At 63.9% G+C, this 15646-nt stretch carries 15 protein-coding genes; 10 read left to right on the top strand and 5 right to left on the bottom strand.

The window, feature by feature from the left end; translation table 11 throughout:
- Positions 1 to 135: 135 nt before the first annotated feature.
- Positions 136 to 684, top strand: coding sequence for an invasion associated locus B family protein (locus ACIGJE_RS03185; RefSeq protein ID WP_311933972.1), 549 nt, complete (start codon positions 136 to 138; stop codon positions 682 to 684).
- A 200-nt stretch (positions 685 to 884) separates the two neighbouring features.
- Here the strand turns inward: ACIGJE_RS03185 and hemH are convergent, their stop codons facing one another.
- Entirely contained in the window at positions 885 to 1928 is a 1044-nt protein-coding gene (hemH, locus tag ACIGJE_RS03180; protein WP_415082021.1) for a ferrochelatase, read from the bottom strand.
- Positions 1929 to 2173: 245 nt separating this feature from the next.
- Between hemH and ACIGJE_RS03175 the strand changes: the two genes are divergently transcribed.
- From ACIGJE_RS03175 to ppa, 5 genes are all read left to right on the top strand, one after another.
- Positions 2174 to 2683, top strand: coding sequence for a GNAT family N-acetyltransferase (locus ACIGJE_RS03175; RefSeq protein ID WP_311934232.1), 510 nt, complete (start codon positions 2174 to 2176; stop codon positions 2681 to 2683).
- 430 nt (positions 2684 to 3113) lie between these two features.
- Positions 3114 to 4139: an iron ABC transporter substrate-binding protein gene (locus ACIGJE_RS03170; protein ID WP_483679315.1), complete on the top strand. Its 1026-nt coding sequence runs from the start codon at positions 3114 to 3116 to the stop codon at positions 4137 to 4139.
- A 205-nt stretch (positions 4140 to 4344) separates the two neighbouring features.
- Positions 4345 to 5892, top strand: a complete 1548-nt coding sequence (locus ACIGJE_RS03165) for an ABC transporter permease (RefSeq protein WP_415082063.1) — start codon at positions 4345 to 4347, stop codon at positions 5890 to 5892.
- Positions 5889 to 6929: an ABC transporter ATP-binding protein gene (locus ACIGJE_RS03160; protein ID WP_311933969.1), complete on the top strand. Its 1041-nt coding sequence runs from the start codon at positions 5889 to 5891 to the stop codon at positions 6927 to 6929. Before ACIGJE_RS03165 ends, ACIGJE_RS03160 begins: the two co-directional genes overlap by 4 nt.
- A 197-nt stretch (positions 6930 to 7126) precedes the next feature.
- Positions 7127 to 7666 carry an inorganic diphosphatase gene (gene ppa / locus ACIGJE_RS03155; RefSeq protein WP_483679313.1) on the top strand — a complete coding sequence of 180 codons (540 nt, stop codon included), beginning with the start codon at positions 7127 to 7129 and terminating at the stop codon, positions 7664 to 7666.
- A gap of 75 nt (positions 7667 to 7741) precedes the next feature.
- Here ppa and ACIGJE_RS03150 read toward each other — a convergent pair whose 3' ends face one another.
- From ACIGJE_RS03150 to ACIGJE_RS03140, 3 genes are all read right to left on the bottom strand, one after another.
- Positions 7742 to 8572 (bottom strand): carbohydrate ABC transporter permease, encoded by an 831-nt coding sequence (locus tag ACIGJE_RS03150; RefSeq protein WP_415082024.1) that lies wholly within the window; start codon positions 8570 to 8572, stop codon positions 7742 to 7744.
- Positions 8572 to 9450 carry a carbohydrate ABC transporter permease gene (locus tag ACIGJE_RS03145; protein ID WP_415082026.1) on the bottom strand — a complete coding sequence of 293 codons (879 nt, stop codon included), beginning with the start codon at positions 9448 to 9450 and terminating at the stop codon, positions 8572 to 8574. Before ACIGJE_RS03145 ends, ACIGJE_RS03150 begins: the two co-directional genes overlap by 1 nt.
- Positions 9451 to 9526: 76 nt before the next feature.
- Positions 9527 to 10888 (bottom strand): ABC transporter substrate-binding protein, encoded by a 1362-nt coding sequence (locus ACIGJE_RS03140; RefSeq protein WP_415082028.1) that lies wholly within the window; start codon positions 10886 to 10888, stop codon positions 9527 to 9529.
- 152 nt (positions 10889 to 11040) lie between these two features.
- Between ACIGJE_RS03140 and ACIGJE_RS03135 the strand changes: the two genes are divergently transcribed.
- Together ACIGJE_RS03135 and ACIGJE_RS03130 are read left to right on the top strand one after the other, a co-directional pair.
- Complete coding sequence (locus tag ACIGJE_RS03135) at positions 11041 to 11943, top strand: LysR family transcriptional regulator (RefSeq protein ID WP_311933964.1); 903 nt, start codon at positions 11041 to 11043, stop codon at positions 11941 to 11943.
- A 257-nt stretch (positions 11944 to 12200) separates the two neighbouring features.
- A complete protein-coding gene (locus tag ACIGJE_RS03130; protein ID WP_415082031.1) occupies positions 12201 to 13580 on the top strand; it encodes a sulfatase family protein in 1380 nt (459 codons plus the stop codon).
- Here ACIGJE_RS03130 and ACIGJE_RS03125 read toward each other — a convergent pair.
- Entirely contained in the window at positions 13570 to 14085 is a 516-nt protein-coding gene (locus tag ACIGJE_RS03125) for a winged helix-turn-helix transcriptional regulator (protein WP_311933962.1), read from the bottom strand. The two genes, ACIGJE_RS03130 and ACIGJE_RS03125, sit on opposite strands and share 11 nt — an antisense overlap.
- 304 nt (positions 14086 to 14389) lie before the next feature.
- Here ACIGJE_RS03125 and ACIGJE_RS03120 point away from each other — a divergent pair, with 304 nt between their 5' ends.
- Positions 14390 to 14962 (top strand): dihydrofolate reductase family protein, encoded by a 573-nt coding sequence (locus ACIGJE_RS03120; protein WP_367623449.1) that lies wholly within the window; start codon positions 14390 to 14392, stop codon positions 14960 to 14962.
- A gap of 27 nt (positions 14963 to 14989) precedes the next feature.
- Entirely contained in the window at positions 14990 to 15643 is a 654-nt protein-coding gene (locus tag ACIGJE_RS03115; RefSeq protein ID WP_483679310.1) for a glutathione S-transferase family protein, read from the top strand.
- The last annotated feature ends 3 nt before the right edge of the window (positions 15644 to 15646 follow it).

The raw sequence follows: 15646 nt of genomic DNA, 5'->3' as shown, positions 1-15646 counted from the left end.
GCTACCGCAGCGGCATATCGAGTGTCGAAAGCGTCGGGATTTTCGGCAGGGGCCTATCGCCAGACGCCGATATTCGTGTCATGGCTGCGGCCGTTGCCCCTATCGGGCATGAGGCCTTTCTGCCGTGAGGAATCGATGCTGAAGACCAGCCTTAGTCTCGCTTTTGCCCTTCTGGTGAGCGCCGCCCAGGCCCAGACTCAGGCCCAGGACCCCGCGCCTGCCAAATCGCCGCTGCCCGGCGGGGCTTCCTCCATCCAGGAGAGCTATGAGGACTGGCGGGTGCTCTGCAATGTCGTCAACAATGCCAAGCAATGTGCGGTCCAGCAGGTGCAGAGCGACACCAAGACCGGCCAGCGCGTGCTGGCGGTCGAGCTGAACCCCACGGCCGATGGCGGCACCAGCGGCAATCTCGTGATGCCGTTCGGCCTGCAATTCGATGCTGGCGTGTCCCTCGCCTTGGATGCCGGGACCAGTGGCAAGCCGCTGAACTACAAGACCTGCATCCCGGCCGGCTGCCTGGTGCCGCTGGCGCTCGATGCCAACACCATCACGGCGCTCAAGGCCGGCAAGCAGCTCAAGCTCACGGCCAAGTCGGTCGACGACAGTGTGAAGCCGCTCGTCTTCACGGTCTCGCTCAAGGGCTTCGGCCCGGCCCTCGACCGGGCGGCCGCCATCCTGAAGTGAGATAATATCGACGGCCGCGATGTTTGACCCCCGCGTCATTGCGAGCTCTGCCAATCCGCAGGATTGGCATGGCGAAGCAATCCAGGAGGCATGACCGCCACGGTTTCCAGCTCTGGCTTGCTTCGCTACGCTCGCAATGACGGTACTTGAGCGGTCAAGCGTCAATACCGTTGGTATGACACCAAGTCGCGAGCCGCCCGTCAGACCCAGCCCTGCAATTCGCGCCCGACCACGTGCTCGAGCACGCGCTGGCCCTCGGGGCTGTCGTTCAGACAGGGCAGATAGGCGAAATGCTCGCCGCCATGGTGCTGGAAGATCTCCTTGTTCTCCTCGCCGAGTTCTTCCAGCGTTTCCAGGCAGTCGGCCACGAAGCCGGGCGCCACGATGGCGAGGCGCTTCACGCCCGATTTGGCCAACCCTTCTACGGTTTCGTCCGTATAGGGCTTGAGCCATTCCTCCTTGCCGAAACGGGACTGGAAGGTGATCTTGAAGCGGTCCTCGCTGAAGCCGAGCGCCTCGCGCAGGAGCCGTCCCGTCTTCATGGCAAAACAGTAATAGGGGTCGCCCTGGATCAGGTAGTTCTTGGGCACGCCGTGGAAGGAGGCGAGCAGCACCTCCGGCTCGAAGTCGAGCTTGGCGAGGGATTGGCGCACGGAGCTGGCAAGGGCTTCGATATAGACGGGGTCGTCATGCCATTGCGGCGCGATGCGCACGGCCGGCTGCCAGCGCAGGGTCATCAGGTGCTCGAAGGCCTTGTCGCAGACCGTGGCGCTGGTCGCCGCCGCATATTGGGGATAGAGCGGCACGATCAGGATACGGTCGCAGCCCTTGGTGCGCAGGGCGTCGATGCGCGAGGCGATGGAGGGATTGCCGTAGCGCATGGCAAAATCCACCGTGAGGCGCGAATCGGCGGCGAAGGTCTCGGCCAGCTTTTCGGTCTGGCGCCGGGTGATGACGAGGAGAGGCGAGGCGTTCTCGGCCTTGTCCCAGATCGAGGCATATTTGGCGCCGCTCTTGCCGGGGCGCGTCGTCAGGATGATGCCGTTGAGCAGCGGCCACCACAACAGGCGCGAGACTTCGATGACCCGCCGGTCGGACAGGAATTCCTTGAGATAGCGCCGCATCGGCCAGTAGGTCGGCGCGTCCGGTGTGCCCAAATTGACCAGGAGAACGCCGATTCTTCCGCTGGCCGCCACGGGATGATCCGCCGGAACGGGAAGGGCGCTTGCGAGGTGAGAAGTCATGCCGGGTCCTTTCCAGGCCTTTCAACAGGCTGGGCGTCCGGCTTGCAACAGATTTGTGCGCCGCGGCGGGCCGGCGCGACGCCATGGCGCTTTTCGATCGGGGAATCGTCAAAATCGCAAAGGCGTGTCTAAACAAGGCCCTGAAGGAAAACAGTAGAGCCGCTGCGATGCGCACTGCTTCGGGAAGCGCATTCCTACGAGCAATTCACTTGCAGGAACCGGCCAGCCCCGCTTATCCTCCCACCATGAGCACCGACGCCATCGAAATCCGTTTGGCTCGCCCGGACGACGCCCACGCCATCGCCGATGTGCATGACGCCGCTTGGCGTTATGCCTATCGTGGCGTGATTCCCGGCCGGGAGCTCGAACGCCTGGTCGAGCGGCGCGGTGCCAAATGGTGGCGCTATGCCATCGACCGCAAGACCCGCATCGTGGTGATGTCCTTTGGCGGCGTGATCGCCGGCTATGCCACCTATGGCCGCAACCGGGCCGTCGGCCTGCCCTATCAAGGCGAGATCTTCGAGCTTTATCTGCGTCCGGAATATCAGGGCATCGGCCTGGGCAAGCGGCTGTTCAACGCGGTGCGCCGCGATCTCAACGGTCACGACGTCAAGGGCATGGTGGTGTGGGCGCTGGCCGACAATGTGCGAGCCTGTGATTTCTACCGGCGCCTCGGCGGCGAATCCGTGGACAGCATGGTGGAGCGCTTCGGCGAGGTGAAGCTGCAGAAGATCGCTTTCGCCTGGGGCGCCTGAACCAGGCCTGGACTTTTCCGCCTCGTTGTCTCGTCCTGCCCGCGGTCCGTCGATTTCCGTCATGAGAGTCCGGCGGCCATCGATGAATGGCGCCTTGGTTGTCCTTCCGCTGGCAAGCAGGCCGGCGCGCCAAAGCCTGGCGCAAGCGGCGCTTCCGGCCCCCAGCCGCCCGTTACGCATTTGTAATCCTGGATCTGGCTACGCTGGCCAATAGAAAATCCGATGTCTAATTCGATGCTTGCCGGGAAGACGAAAGTTCTCCTCTCGTCATTCCGGAGAGGCCAGATGTCATTCTCGAAATAAACAGATTCGATTTATAGTTTTTAATAATTCTAATTCTAATCTAAAGAGTTTGACGGGAACTTCTCGGTGAGCCTAGAGATCGGGTGTTCAATCATCCCTTGGCTGAAGCCAACCGATAGAGGTTCTGATGAAAGTTTTCCTGCCGCATCGCCGTGCAGCGCTGGCCGGGGCCGTTGCCCTTGCCGCCGCCCTGATCGCTGCTCCCCTGGCCGCCCAGGCCGAGGATGCGGGTATCACGGTCTATAATGCGCAGCATGAAAGCCTGACCAAGGCCTGGGCCGAGGCTTTCACCAAGGAGACCGGCATCAAGGTGACGCTGCGCAATGGCGGCGACACCGAGCTCGGCAACCAGCTGGTGCAGGAGGGTGACAAGTCGCCCGCCGACGTCTTCCTCACCGAGAATTCGCCGGCGATGGTGCTGGTCGACAATGCCAAGCTGTTCGCGCCGCTCTCGGCCGAGACGCTGGCCGAGGTGCCCGAGGCCTTCAAGCCCTCGCATGGCCGCTGGATCGGCATCGCCGCCCGCACCACCGTGTTCGCCTACAACAAGACCAAGCTGACCGAGGACAAGCTGCCGAAGTCCCTGCTCGACCTAGCTGATCCGGCCTGGAAGGGGCGCTGGGGCGCAGCACCGGCCGGTGCCGATTTCCAGGCCATCGTCAGCGCCTTGCTGGCCCTGAAGGGCGAGGAAGCCACGGCGACCTGGCTCAAGGGCATGAAGGCCAACGTCAAGCCGTTCAAGAAGAATGGCATCGCCATGAAGGGCGTGAATGACGGCGAGGTCGAAGGTGCGATCATCTACCAGTATTACTGGTTCGGCGACCAGGCCAAGACCGGCGAGAATTCCAAGAACGTCGCGCTGCATTATTTCCGCAACCAGGATCCGGGCGCTTTCGTCAGCATCTCGGGCGGTGGCGTGCTCGCTTCCAGCAAGCATAAGAAGGAAGCCGAGGCCTTCGTGAAGTGGATCGCCGGCAAGGGCGGCCAGGAGATCCTCAAGACCGGTACGTCCTTCGAATATGCTGTCGGCAAGGATGCCGCTTCCAACCCCAAGCTGGTGCCCCTGGCCGACCTCAATGCGCCCAAGCTCGATCCGGCCCAGCTCAACTCCAAGAAGGTCTCCGACCTGATGACGGCGGCCGGCCTGCTTTGATAGACTCCGGGTGCGCGGGCGTCTCGCCCGCCTCCTCCTTTCTCGTGGGGCGCAGTGGTTTCAAGAACGGACGGGACGTCCGTGCACCCGGGGAACCCGCTATGGCGCCACCGTCGCAAACCTGACATCATCGCGCCTCCGGCTCTGCGCCGGAGGCCTTCGCATTTCAGGACACCTCGTGTCATCGTCGCCATCCCAGCCCGAAATCGGCAGTCTGCGCGTATCATCCCCCGGCTTCACCGGGCGTGACGCCGTTGCCTTGGCTGCGGTGCTGGTGTCCCTGGTCGCCCTGCTGCCGCTCGGCTTCGTGGTCTTCATCACCGCCCAGACGGGATGGCAGACCGTCTATGAACTGGTGGTGCGCCCGCGGGTCGGCGAATTGCTGGTCAATACCGTCCTGCTCGAGGCCGTCACCATTCCCATCGCCATCGTGCTGGCGGTGGCGCTGGCCTGGCTCACCGAGCGCAGCGACCTGCCGGGCGCACGCCTCTGGTCGTGGCTGGCGGTGGCGCCGCTCGGCGTACCGGCCTTCGTGCATTCCTATGCCTGGATCAGCCTCGTTCCGGGCATGCGCGGCCTGTGGAGCGGTGTGCTTGTCTCGATCATGGCCTATCTGCCCTTCCTCTATCTGCCGGTGGCAGCCCAGATGCGGCGGCTCGACCCGGCGCTCGAGGACGTGGCGGCAAGCCTGGGCCAGTCGCCCTCGCGCGTGTTCTTCCGGGTGATCCTGCCGCAATTGCGGCTGGCGATCTGCGGCGGCTCGCTGCTGGTCGGCCTGCACCTGCTCGCCGAATACGGCCTCTATGCCATGATCGAGTTCGACACTTTCTCGACGGCGATCGTCGACCAGTTCCAGTCGGCCTATAACGGCCCGGCCGCCAACATGCTGGCCGGCGTGCTGGTGCTCGCCTGCCTCGTGCTGCTGGGGCTCGAGAACCGGGTGCGCGGCCAGGAGCGCTATGCCCGCGTCGGTTCCGGCGCCGCGCGTCCGGCGGCCCGCGCCCGGCTCGGCCGTGGCACCCTGGTCTGGCTGGCACTGCCGCTCGGTCTCGCGCTCCTGTCGCTCGGCGTGCCGCTGCTGACGCTGGCGCGCTGGCTCTATCTCGGTGGCGCGGCCGCCTGGTCCTCCGATGACATCGGCTCCGCGCTCGGCCAGACGCTCGGCCTGGCCTTGCTCGGCGGAGCCGCCACCACATTGGCCGCCCTGCCGATGGCCTGGCTGTCGGTGCGCGCGCCGGGCCGCCTGCAGAAGGTGCTGGAAGCCTGCCATTATTATGTCGGCTCGCTGCCGGGCGTGGTGGTGGCGCTGGCGCTGGTGACGATCACGGTGCGCGTCGCCCTGCCGCTCTACCAGACCATGACGACCTTGCTGCTCGCCTATGGCCTGATGTTCCTGCCGCGGGCAGTGGTCGGGCTGCGGGCCAGCCTGGCGCAGGCTCCCGTCGAGCTCGAACGGGCCGCGATGGCGCTGGGGCGCCCGCCGCTGAAGGCGATCTGGCAGGTGACCATGCGCCTGTCGGCCCCCGGCGTCGCGGCGAGCATGGCGCTGGTCGCCCTCGGCATTACCACGGAGCTGACCGCGACCCTGATGCTGGCGCCCAACGGCACGGTCACCCTGTCGACGCGGTTCTGGTCACTGACCAACGACATCGACTATGTGGCGGCGGCGCCCTTTGCACTCTTGATGGTGCTGCTGTCGCTGCCTCTCACCCTCCTGCTCCACTACCAGTCCAGGCGATCGATCGGCCAATGAGTTTCCTGAGCATAGACAAGGCCGGCAAGCGCTATGGCGCCATGGTGGCGCTCGATGATGTCAGCCTGGAGGTCGCCTCGGGCAGCCGCACCGCCATCGTCGGCCCCTCCGGATCCGGCAAGACCACGCTGCTCCGGCTGATCGCCGGTTTCGAGGGACCGGATGCTGGCCGCATCGCCCTGAACGGCACCGTCCTGGCGGATGGTCCCGCCATCGTGCCCGCCCATCGGCGCGGCATCGGCTTCGTCACACAGGACGGGGCGCTCTTTCCCCACCTCACCATCGCCGACAATATCGGCTTCGGCCTGGAGCGGGGTGCGACGGGCCGGGACGACCGCATTCGCGCACTGATGCGTACCGTCGATCTCGATCCGCGCTTGCTGGAGCGCCGGCCGCACCAACTTTCCGGCGGGCAGCAGCAACGCGTGGCGCTGGCGCGGGCGCTGGCACGCCAGCCCAAGCTCATGCTGCTGGACGAGCCTTTCTCGGCCCTCGATACCGGCCTGCGCGAGGCAACCCGCAAGGCGGTGGCGGCGCTGCTGCAGGAAGCCGGCGTCACCACCATCCTGGTCACCCACGATCAGACCGAAGCGCTGTCCTTTGCCGACCAGGTCGCCGTGCTGCGCGAGGGCCGGCTGGTACAGGCCGGCGCACCGCACGACCTCTACCGCCGGCCGCGGGACCGCGAGACGGCGCTCTTCCTGGGCGAGGCCATCCTGCTCAAGGGGCAGGCCGGGGTCGGCTGGGTCGATTGCGTGCTCGGACGCCTCGCGGCCGGGACGCATGGCCAGCGGGGAGACATCGAGCTGATGCTGCGCCCCGAGCAGGTCAAGTTCACCCCAAGTGCGGACGAGGCCGCGCAGGGCTGCTTTGCCAGCGTGGTGGACGTCGAATTCGGTGGTGCCCTGCGGGCCGTGACGGTGCAGCTGGCCGATGGCAATCGACTCCGCATCAGCGGAACCGGCCTCGATCTGCCGCCGACCGGCACGCGCGTACGTTTGAGCGTGGCCGGACCGGCCCATGTCTTCGAAGCATAGATCGGTGTTGCCGCGCCGGCTTCCGTTGTGACGCTGCCGTGACGGGATGAGCCGTTTACTGTGTTTCTCGTGAAACCAGCATCATATTCTTGTGATCTTCGGGTTGAAACCCATGCGTGTTCCGCCTAAGGCTGCAGTCTGATCGGGGTCTGGAGGCATCCTGCGCCAGAGCCGGCCCAACCAGGATGTGATCTACGATGCGTATCGAAGCGATCTCGACCGGACGCAATCCGCCGCACGAGGTGAATGTCATTGTCGAAGTTCCCGTCGGTGGCGAGCCCATCAAATATGAGATGGACAAGGATTCCGGCGCGCTCGTGGTCGATCGCTTCCTCTACACGCCGATGCGCTACCCCGGCAATTACGGCTTCGTACCCCACACGCTGTCGGATGACGGCGATCCCATCGACGTCTTGATCGCCAATCAGCGCGGCATCATTCCCGGTGCCGTGATCGCCGTGCGCCCGGTCGGTGTCCTGAAGATGCGTGACGAGTCCGGCGGCGACGAGAAGATCATCGCCGTGCCCGTGCCGCGCCTGACCCGCCGCTACGAGAAGGTGCACAACTACACCGATCTGCCCGAGATCACCCTCAAGCAGATCGAGCACTTCTTCGAGCACTACAAGGACCTCGAGAAGAACAAGTGGGTCAAGGTCGAGGGGTGGGGCGACGCCAAGGAAGCCGAGGCGATGATCCTCGAGGCGATCGATCGCTACAAGGCCAACAACAAGGGCTGAGCCCAGCCTTTGCATGAAGCGGACGGCGATCGGGCCGTCTTCTCTCCAGCACCTGTCAGTCTTCGGCAGGTGCCGTCACTTCACCGCGCCCATGGTCAGCCCCTGTACCACGAAGCGCTGGCCGAAGAACATCAGCACCAAAGCGGGGATGGTGGAGAGCACCGAGGCGGCAGCCATCTGGCCATATTGCACCTCGAACTGCTGGGCAAAGCGGGCGACGGCCACCGGCACCGTTGCGGTCGCGCGGTCCGTCAATGTCAGCGCGACCGAGAATTCGTTCCACGAGAACACGAAGGCCAGCACGCCCGCTGCAATCAGGCCGGGCGTGGTCAAGGGCAGCAGGATCCTCCAGAAGGCATCGATCTGGCGGCAGCCATCCACGCGGGCCGCATCCTCGAGCTCCTGCGGCAGCTCGCGGAAATAGGCCATCATCATCCAGATCGTCATCGGCAGGTTGAGGGCGATATGGGTCAGCACCAGGGCCGTCAGCGAGCTTGCCAGGCCGATCTGGCGGAAGATCAGGTACCAGGGGCCGACCAGGGTCAGGGTCGGCAGCATGTTGAAGATCAGCGTCCAGCCCAGGAACAGCCGGGAGACCCAGGGCTTCACCTGCAACCGGGTCAGCGCATAGGCGGCGAGCGTGCCGATCACCAGCACTGAGATCGTGGAGCTCGAGGCGACGATGAGGCTGTTGAGGATATTGACGGGAAAGTCCGAGCGCCTGGAATAGAGCACGTCGGCATAGTTGAAGCCGTTCGGCGCGAACAGCCAGCTTCCGCGCAGGATATCGATCTCGTTCTTCAGCGATTGCAGGGCGATCCACAGGAAGGGGGCGATGGTGATGAAAACGCCGAGGGCGATCAGGCCGTAGCCGATGGCTCGGGAGTGGCCGTGAAGCACCAGCATCAGCGTGGCTCCATGGCTTTGCCGGCACGCCGGCTGATCCATATGAAGCAGAGCAGCGCCAGGATGATCGCCAGCGACAGCATCGAGCCGTAGCCGAGCTGGTTCTCCTGGAAATAGACCTTGTAGAGATGAAGGCTGATGACCTCGGTGGCATTGCCGGGGCCGCCGGAGGTGAGCAGGAACACCTGGTCGAACACCTTGAAGGCCATGATGATGCGAAACAGCGCGGCCACCAGCAGCGGCGGCCAGATCAAGGGCACGATGATACGGGTGACGATGCCCCAATTGCCTGCGCCATCCAGCCTGGCGGCATCGATGATCTCCTTCGAGATGCCCTCGACCGAGGCGAACAGGATGAGGAAGACGAAGGGCGTCCAATGCCAGACGTCGACGATGATCACCGATATCAAGGCGAGGGAGCTCGAACCGAGCCAGTTGATCGGCTGCAGGCCAAGGGCGGTCACGGCCTGATTCAGCACGCCGAAATCGAGATTGTACATCAGCTTCCACATCGAGCCGATGGCCACGGGGGGCATCAGGACGGGCAGGATGAGGGTGGTCCGCACCAGTCCCTTCAGGCCGCTCAATGAAGAGACCAGAATGGCCAATGCCAGCCCGATCAGCATTTCCAGGCAGACGGCCGCCACGGCGAAGACGATGGTGTTGAGCAAGGCTCGCCGGAAGACCTCGTCTCCAGCGAGCTGGCGCAGATTATCCAGGGGCCGGAAGGTCCAGATTTCCCGCGCCTGTTCGAAGCGGATGTCGGCGAACGCCATCGCTATCAGGTTGAGCACGGGATAGATCGTCAAGGCGAGCAGGACCAGCATGGCCGGCCCCAGCATGAACCAGGCGAGGTGGCGGTCGACGAAATCGGACACACTTTCCCCTTTCCAGAATGGCGGCGCCTTTTTCACGGCAAGCCGCCTCCTCCCGTCCCCTGTGCGATTGCCAGGCTCATTCCGGCAAGGGTGGCAGCATGCCGGTCTTGCGGCCGTTCTTCTCGAAGAGGGCCTTCATTTCCCGGGCGATCTGGTTGAGGGCGGCGGCCGAACTCATCTCCCCGACCAGGGCCTGGTTGATGCGCAGGCCGACATTGTTGCTGATGGTGGTGCCTTCCGCATAGAAGAAGACTTGGCGGCCATGTTTCAGCGAGTCCTGATAGGCTGCCATCCAGCGAAACTCGGGCCGGTTTCTGAGGTCGGAGGAGAGCACGTCGCCGCGCACCGGAATGCCGCCGGCCTCGGCATAGGCATATTGCGCGCCATAGGTCAGGAACCATTTGGCGAAGGCCACCGCCCCTTTCTTGCCGGCTTCCGAGGCATTGGCGGGCACCGCCAGGATCAGGTTGCCGATGGCGATGCCGGGTTCCGCCTCGGCGCTCGCCTTGGGCAGGATGGCCGCATCGATCTGACCGACCACGGCGGACTTTCGGGGATCGTCGAAATTCGGGAAGGCCGCGACCACGGCATGCCCCTGCATGCCCTTGCCGGTCTGCATGAGCTGGATGACGTCGCCCTGGCCCAGGCTCGCATAATTGGCGGGGCCGCAATTCCGGCTCACCTCGATGAACTTGTCGAGCGCCGCCTTGGCCTGCGGGCTGTTGATCGTCACGGTGTAGTCGCCATGGGCAGGATCGGCCTCGGCCCTGGCGCCATAGCTGAGCATATAGGCCATCCAGTCATAGAAGATGCCGTTGCCCTTCTCGCCGCGCTGCAGATAGCCATAGGTGGCCGGTGGATTGTGCAACAGCTTGCAGTCGGCGAGCACCTCGTCGAAGGTCGCCGGCGGCTTGAGGCCCTTCTCCTTGAAGATGTCGCTACGATAATAATAGAGCTGGACGTTGCCGTTGGGCGAAAAGCCCATCACCTTGCCCGTGCTGCAATCGGGATATCGCTTCCCTGCGTCCCAGCAATTGCTGTCGCCATAGGTATAGGCTTCCTTCGGCCATTTGAAATCGGGGTCTATATCCGTGAATGGCGTCAGGAAGCCGCCTTCATAGAATTCTACCGCCGACAGGCCGTTCATGTTCACCAGGTCGAGCGGGCTGGTGCCGCCATTGCGCACGGCCGATCGGGCCTTTTCGAGCATGCCGTCAAAGGGCGTCACCTCGAGATTGACCACGTTGCCGGTCTGGTCCTCATAGAGCTCGACGACCTTTTCAAAGCCCTTGTACCAGGGCGAGGCATTGATCAGGACCGTGATCGGCGCCTGCTTGCCGACGTCCACGAAGGGGGCCTCGGCCTTTGCCGCGCTTGTGGCTGACATCGACAGGCACAGCACGGCGAGGATGGCGTGTTTGGCATGCCGATGGCTCATTGGAGTTCTCCCTTGTCAGCGCTCCGCCGGGAGCCTGCCGCAAGGCTCTGCCCGTGATCGGAACCGGCCCCGCTTCGGACTGCACGATAGGTACTGCCGTTGAGCTTGGAAAATGATATTGAGTGCACCTATCCATAACTTTCGGGAATGGCATGGACCGCAATCTCAAGGCTTTCCTGGCGGTGGCGAGGGAGGGCAATCTCACGGCGGCAGCCGAAAAGATCGGCCTGTCGCAGCCCGCGCTCACCAAGACCATTCGCCGACTGGAACTCGAATTCGGCAGCCAGATCTTCCATCGCACCACGCGCGGCATGGAGCTCACGGTTGCCGGCCGGAAATTGCTCGAACGCGCGCGGGCGATCGAAACCCATCATCGGCACGCCCGCGAGGAGATCCGGGCGCTCGGCAAGGGCAGCGTCGAGATGTTCACCATCGCGGCGGGCATGTCCTACCAGATGGCGATCGCCCCGGACCTCGTAAAAAGGCTGAGTCTCGAATTCCCGCAGACGCGCTTCACCCTCGACTACAACTTGGCCGATACGACCTTTCCGCAACTGCTGGAGGGACGGGTGGACCTGCTGCTCGGCATCCTGCGCGGCGAACCGCCGGAGGGTATCGAGACCCGACAATTGTTCAATGTCGAGATGTGCGTCTATTGCTGCAGCGACGATCCGCTGGCGCAATCGGACAGCATCGCCGCCCGCGACCTCAGCGATCGCCGCTGGATCGTCTACAAGCGCGACGGCACCGTGGTCGAACGCCTGAAGACCTATTTCCGCGACAGGCGGCTGCGCTCGCCCGAGATCGTCATGGAAGTGGAGACGCTGGCGGCAAGCTTCCGGATCATCAGCGGGACCTCCTATTTCACCCTGGCGCCGGTGCAGGTCGAGGCTATGGCCAAGGCCGCCGGCCTGAAGAAGCTCCTGTTCGAAGACCCGTTCTGGCGTTTTCCCTCAGGTGCCTGCTTTCGCCGCTCGACCAGCGAGTTTCCGATCCTCGCCCGCTCGCTCGACCTGCTTTCGCAGTTGGTGGACGAGCAGGGAACGCCGGTATGAGTCAGACCAAAGCGCGCTTAAACGGAAACGCTGCTTTGCTCTGGCTCATGAGTTCGGCGCGTCTTTGCGATCCTTGGCGATTCCGCCAAACCGCAGACGCTCCCGGCTTTCGGGCCGTTGCGATATTCCATCAAGTTATGGTGGGGGTAAGTTAATATCATTTTTCGGGCCTGAACCGAGCCGCTAAACCATCCCTACGGCCTTCGCCTCCTGCCAGGACGGCGAGCCAAAAAGTGGGCGGATGGGAGCGAGACCTGATGAGAAAGCCGAATGTCGTGGTCTTCTTCACGGACCAGCAGCGCCACGACACCACGGGTGTGCATGGCAATCCGATGGGTCTGACCCCCCATTTCGACCGGCTCGCCCGGGCAGGGACGCATCTCTACAATTCCTTCACCAGCCAGCCTCTTTGCGGGCCGGCGCGCTCCTCGATGCAGACAGGGCGCTTTGCCACGCAGACCGGCGTATTCCGGAACGGAATTCCCTTGCCCGATGACGCCGTCACCATCGCCAGGGAATTCGCCCGCAACGGCTATGACACCGGCTATATCGGCAAATGGCATCTGGGCGACACCGATCCCGTGCCCAAGCATGAGCGCGGCGGCTATCAGAACTGGCTTGCGGCCAACCTGCTGGAATTCGTGTCCGACGCCTATGATGCGGTGCTGTTCGATACCGAAGACAAGCGCCGCAAACTGCCGGGATACCGGATCGACGCGCTGACCGATGCCGCCATCCGCTATTGCGACGAGCACCAGGACAAGCCCTTCTTCCTGTTCGTTTCCTTCCTGGAGCCGCATCACCAGAACCACGTCGACGACTATCCCCCGCCCGACGGCTACCGGGAGGCCATGGCCGCCAGCCAGTGGACGCCGCCGGATCTCGTCGGCCTGCAAGGGAGCAGTGCCTGGCACCTGAGCGGCTATTACGGCATGGTGAAACGTCTCGACGAGGCCTTCGGCCGGCTCGTCGATGCCCTGAAGAGCCTGGACCTGCTCGACGATACCATCGTGATGTTCACCTCCGACCATGCCTGCCATTTCAAGACGCGCAACAGCGAATATAAGCGCTCCTGCCATGAGAGCGCGATCCGCGTGCCGAGTATGATCACCGGGCCGGGTTTCATGTCGGGCGGCCAGGTACGGGCCCTGTTCAGCACCATCGACGTCGCCCCCACCCTGCTCGATGCCGCCGGCCTCGACATACCCACCACGATGGAGGGGCGCTCGATCATGCCGGTCATCCGCGACGCCCGGCAGCCCTGGCGGCAGGACGTCCTCATCCAGATCAGCGAGACGGAGACCGGGCGGGCGCTGCGCACGCATCGCTGGAAATATGGCGTGACCTCCGAATACGACCAGGAAGCCCCCCGCTCGGATGTCTACCGCGAAAGCTATCTCTACGACCTCGAGAACGACCCCTACGAGATGGTGAACCTCGTCGGCATGACGGCTTTCCGCGCCATATCGGACGATTTGAAAGCCCGCCTGCTTGCCTGGATCGCCGAGGTCGAGGAGGGGCATGCGCCCGAAATCCTCGACGCGCCCGCCCGGTATTCCCGCCAGTACAGGCTGAAGCCGCAGGATCTGATCGGCTTTGCCGATCCCGAGCGGGACGTCGATCCGATCAAGCCTTGAGGGTGCCGGCTGCGCCTTCCTCCTGCGCCATCACGGCCAGATAGGCTGCCTGCAATTCGGCCAGGACCGAGCGGGCGGGCGCAGGCGTGCCCAGATGCAAGGCCCGCAATTCTTCCATGAAAGCCTCCCACAGCGGCGGGCCGCCCTCCTCCAGCAATTGCGCGCGGATAGACAAGGGGCGCGAGACCGGCGTGTATCGGCGGCCCCAGGCACCCATATGCGCCAGCAGCGGCACCAGCTGGATGGATGGCTCCGTCAGGCTGTAGATCGCCTTCTGCTTATGGCTGGGATCGTCGCGCCGGCTGAGCAGGCCGACCTCGACCAGCCGCTTCAGCCGGTCGGCCAGGATGTTGGAAGCGATCTTCTCCTCCGAATGGGTCAGGAGTTCGCGATAGTGCCGGCGGTTGCCGAACATCACGTCACGGATGACGATCAGGCTCCAGCGGTCGCCCAGCATTTCCAGGGTCAGGTTGATCGGACAGCCCGACCGATAGGCCATGTTCATCGTCGCACTCCCAGGCAGATCCCTCTTGATCGGCCTGCGGGGCGCGATCGAGAAAGGCCTGCAAGATATCAAACAGGGGCAGCCCATCTCGATGAGGCCCGCGAATGACCCTCGTCGAGATGGGCAGCCTGGAGCAAGGCTCGTCCGCTCCGGCTCGTGGTTTCCAAGCCAATGCCACGCATGGGCCGGAGTATCCTTGCGCCGCCTCAAAATCACAAACGCTATACCGCTTGCAAAATAGGATCAGTTGAGCTAGAAGGCAACTGCTTGCTTATTGCAACTGGTATGCATGGGAGGAATGACGATGGCCAAGCTGGTCCTGGCGATGTTCACGAGTCTGGATGGTTATATCGAGGGTCCGAACGGCTTCGTCCCGCCGGCGTGGTCGGGCGACCTGGAAACCCACTGGTCCGGCTATGCCCTGGAGCGCGCCGGCCATCTCGTCTATGGCCGCACCAATTTCCTGTTCAACAAGGACTTCTGGAGCCCGGCCGAAACCGATCCCGCCAGTCCTGCCGCCGGCATTCCCCATGCCGCGGTGATGAATCGCCTGCCCAAGACGGTCGTCTCCTCCACTTTGTCGGGTGACCCCGGCTGGAACGCCGCCCTGGCTGGGCCGGATCTCGCCGCCACGATCGGGGCGTTGAAGTCGAGCCTCGAGGGCAAGGACATCTACTGCTTCGGCGGTGCCGGCGTGGCCAACAGCCTCGTTAGCCTCGATCTCGTCGACGAATATCGCCTGATGGTGACGCCGACGATATTCGGGGACGGCAAGCGCCTGTTCGAGCCGGGCCTGCCCCAGCTCGGGCTGGAACTGATCGAGAACCGCCCGCTCGACACCGGCGCCGTGATCCTGCATTACCGCCGCACGCGCTGACGCCCCATGCCATCGAAGGAGACGGCAATGTCCCTGGTCCTGCACGCGCATCCCTTTTCCTCCAACTGCCAGAAGGTGCTGATCGCGCTCTATGAGAACGACCTGTCCTTCGAGTTCCGCATGCTGGCCGATCCCGCCAGCATGGCAGCCCTCGAGAAGCTCTGGCCCCTGAAGAAATTTCCCTTGCTGGAGGATGATGGACATGTGGTGCTGGAGACCAGCATCATCATCGAATATCTGCAGCTCCATCATCCGGGGCCGGTGCGGCTGTTGCCGGATGATCCCGACGCGGCACTCGAAGTCAGGCTGATGGACCGCTTCTTCGACAATTATGTTTCGACCCCCCAGAGCCGGATGGTCTACAACGCGCTGCGTCCGCCGGAACATCGCGATCCCTATGGCGTGGAGGAGGCCAAGCGCCTGCTCGAAACCGCCTATGGCTGGCTCGAGACCCGGCTGCGAGGCCGGCACTGGGCGGCCGGCGAGGCCTTTTCGATGGCCGATTGCGCAGCGGCACCGTTCCTGTTCTATGCCGACTGGACGCATCCCATCGGCCAGGCCTTCCCGACCGTGAAGGCCTATCGCTCGCGTCTGCTTGCACGTGCCTCGGTCAAGCGCGCCGTCGACGAGGCCCGCCCCTATCGCAAGCTCTTTCCGCTCGGCGCGCCCGACAGGGATTGAACC

The sequence above is a fragment of the Labrys sp. E2SS-1L genome (assembly GCF_057073705.1).
The sequence above is the reverse complement of the archived record's forward strand: the minus strand, read 5'-3'. Positions and strand labels throughout refer to the sequence as shown.

Coding starts and splice junctions, on each gene's coding strand:
- ACIGJE_RS03185 (WP_311933972.1), top strand. CDS start 136: ATGCTGAAGACCAGCCTTAGTCTCGCTTTTGCCCTTCTGGTGAGCGCC.
- hemH (WP_415082021.1), bottom strand. CDS start 1,928: ATGACTTCTCACCTCGCAAGCGCCCTTCCCGTTCCGGCGGATCATCCC.
- ACIGJE_RS03175 (WP_311934232.1), top strand. CDS start 2,174: ATGAGCACCGACGCCATCGAAATCCGTTTGGCTCGCCCGGACGACGCC.
- ACIGJE_RS03170 (WP_483679315.1), top strand. CDS start 3,114: ATGAAAGTTTTCCTGCCGCATCGCCGTGCAGCGCTGGCCGGGGCCGTT.
- ACIGJE_RS03160 (WP_311933969.1), top strand. CDS start 5,889: ATGAGTTTCCTGAGCATAGACAAGGCCGGCAAGCGCTATGGCGCCATG.
- ppa (WP_483679313.1), top strand. CDS start 7,127: ATGCGTATCGAAGCGATCTCGACCGGACGCAATCCGCCGCACGAGGTG.
- ACIGJE_RS03150 (WP_415082024.1), bottom strand. CDS start 8,572: ATGCTGGTGCTTCACGGCCACTCCCGAGCCATCGGCTACGGCCTGATC.
- ACIGJE_RS03140 (WP_415082028.1), bottom strand. CDS start 10,888: ATGAGCCATCGGCATGCCAAACACGCCATCCTCGCCGTGCTGTGCCTG.
- ACIGJE_RS03135 (WP_311933964.1), top strand. CDS start 11,041: ATGGACCGCAATCTCAAGGCTTTCCTGGCGGTGGCGAGGGAGGGCAAT.
- ACIGJE_RS03130 (WP_415082031.1), top strand. CDS start 12,201: ATGAGAAAGCCGAATGTCGTGGTCTTCTTCACGGACCAGCAGCGCCAC.
- ACIGJE_RS03125 (WP_311933962.1), bottom strand. CDS start 14,085: ATGAACATGGCCTATCGGTCGGGCTGTCCGATCAACCTGACCCTGGAA.
- ACIGJE_RS03120 (WP_367623449.1), top strand. CDS start 14,390: ATGGCCAAGCTGGTCCTGGCGATGTTCACGAGTCTGGATGGTTATATC.
- ACIGJE_RS03115 (WP_483679310.1), top strand. CDS start 14,990: ATGTCCCTGGTCCTGCACGCGCATCCCTTTTCCTCCAACTGCCAGAAG.